Origin of the sequence: Pseudomonas viridiflava (assembly GCF_001642795.1) — a bacterium.
In the GTDB taxonomy this organism is placed as follows: domain Bacteria; phylum Pseudomonadota; class Gammaproteobacteria; order Pseudomonadales; family Pseudomonadaceae; genus Aquipseudomonas; species Aquipseudomonas viridiflava.
This window is the reverse complement of the sequence record NZ_LKEH01000037.1, coordinates 383-2,715: the sequence shown is the minus strand read 5'-3', so window position 1 is coordinate 2,715 and position 2,333 is coordinate 383. Positions and strand designations below refer to the sequence as shown.

1 pseudogene is annotated in these 2,333 nt (G+C 62.9%); it reads right to left on the bottom strand.

The window, feature by feature from the left end:
* Nucleotides 1-2,333: pseudogene (locus tag AO065_RS20220) on the bottom strand (condensation domain-containing protein); the annotation flags it as partial.

The following is a 2,333-nucleotide window of genomic DNA, read 5'->3' as shown; positions in this document are numbered from 1 at the left end:
AGCAGGCCGATACCGCTGTCCTGCATCATGTAGGCCAGCCGGTCTTCGGGGTAATCCGGGTCCAGCGGCACGTAGGCACCGCCTGCCTTGACGATGGCCAGCAGGCCGATCACCAGTTCCAGACTGCGTTCGACGCAGATGCCCACTCGCACGTCCGGGCCGACGCCCGATTCACGCAAACGGTGAGCCAGCTGGTTGGCGCGAGCGTTGAGTTGCGCGTAACTCAGTTGCTGCTCGGCAAAGATCAGCGCGGGCGCATCCGGCGTTTTTTGAACTTGAGTCTCGATCAGCGTATGAATGCACTGTTCGCTCGGGAAGGCCACAGAGGTGGCGTTCCAGTCCAGCATCTGCTGGCGTTCGGCGTCGTTCAGTATCGGCAGTTCGGCTATACGCTGGCCGGGATTGGCGCATATGGCACGCAACAGGGTTTGCCAATGCCCGGCCATGCGCTCGATGGTGTGGCGATCGAACAATGCGGTGGCATAGGTCATGCCCGCACTGAGCCCACCGTCGTGTTCGGCGGTGTTCAGGGTCAGGTCAAACTGCGCCGGGTAGCTGTCGAGCTCGACGGTTTCAACCTGTAGGCCCGCCACACCGCGCACCTCGGCGCTGGCCTGGTTCTGGTGGTTGAATATGACCTGGAACAGCGGGCTGTGACTGAGACTGCGCTGGGGCTGCAGGGCTTCGACCAGTTGCTCGAACGGCAGCTCCTGATGCGCCTGGGCCTGCAGCGCGGTCTGTTTGACCTGTTGCAGCAACTCGTTGAAAGTCGTGTGCAGATCAAATCCGGCACGCAGCACCTGAGTGTTGACGAAAAAGCCGATCAGGCCTTCGGTTTCAGCCCGGGTGCGGTTGGCAATCGGCACGCCGACGCGAATGTCGGACTGCCCACTGTGGCGATGCAGCAGGCTCTGGAACGAAGCCAGCAGCACCATGAACAGGCTCACGCCCTGCTGACGGGCCATATTTTTCAGCCCTTCGATCAACACCTCATCCAGCTCGATGGCGAGTCGCGCCCCGGCATGGCTTTGCAGCGCCGGACGCGGCCGGTCGGCGGGCAGTTCCAGAATCGGTTGTTCGTCACCCAGTTGCTGTTTCCAGTACGCCAACTGTCGCGCCTGCTCGCCCGCCTCCATCCAGTTGCGTTGCCACAGCGCGTAATCGGCGTATTGCAGGCTCAGCTCGGCCAGTTGCGCGTCGCGGCCCTGACTGAAGCCTTCGTAGAGACGCACCAGTTCGTTGACCATGATCGGCATCGACCAGCCATCGGAGACGATGTGGTGCTGGGTCAGGATCAGTAGGTGCTCATCGCTGCGCAGATTCAGCAGCTTGACGCGCAGCAGCGGGCCTTGCTCCAGATCGAACGGACGCTGCACTTCGTGCTGCACGATCGCTTCAACACCCTGCCCACTAGGCAGCGACTCGACCGTCAGCGTGAACGTGCGGGCCGGATGGATGATCTGCACCGCCTGCTCGCCATCCTGACGGAACGTGGTGCGCAAGGTTTCATGACGGGCGATCAGCGCACTGAAACTGTTTTCCAGCGCTGCGATGTCCAGTGAGCCGCTCAGGCGCAGCACGGCAGGCATGTTGTAGGCCGTGCCTTGCGGATCGAGCTGCCAGAGAAACCATTGACGCTGCTGGGCGTAAGACAGACCCAGCGGCTGGCTGCGGTCGGCCTTGACGAACGACGGCACGCTGGCGGCCTGCCCCTGACCGGCACACTGCGCGAACGCGGCCAGATCCCGCGCTTCGAACAGGTGACGCAGGGACAGCTCGACACTGAGCTGCTGACGAATGCGCGAAATGACCTGTGTGGCCAGCAGCGAATGCCCGCCCAGCTCGAAGAAGTTGTCAGTACGACCGACCTGCTCGACCTTCAGCACTTTGGCCCAGATCGCGGCCAATTGCTGTTCCAGCTCGCCTTCGGGCGCGACGTACTGCGCCTGCAATTGGGTGGCATCCGGCGCAGGCAGTGCCTTGCGANCTTGCCGTTGGCGGTCAGCGGCATGGCGTCCAGCAGCACGAAATGGGTCGGCACCATGTAGTCCGGCAGATAAGCTCTCAGTTCGCCCTTCAGGACCTCACGCAGGGTGTGCGGGTCCTGCGCAGGGTCGCCCGGCACCAGATACGCCACCAGTTGACCGTCCAATGCGAGCACGATCACTTCGAGCACCTGGGCCTGAGCCTGCAAGCGGGCTTCGATCTCGCCCAACTCGATGCGATGGCCACGGATCTTGACCTGATGGTCGATACGCCCGGCGTATTCGATGACGCCAGCTGCGCGATAACGCGCTAGGTCGCCGGTGCGATACAGGCGTCCGCCGTCAGCA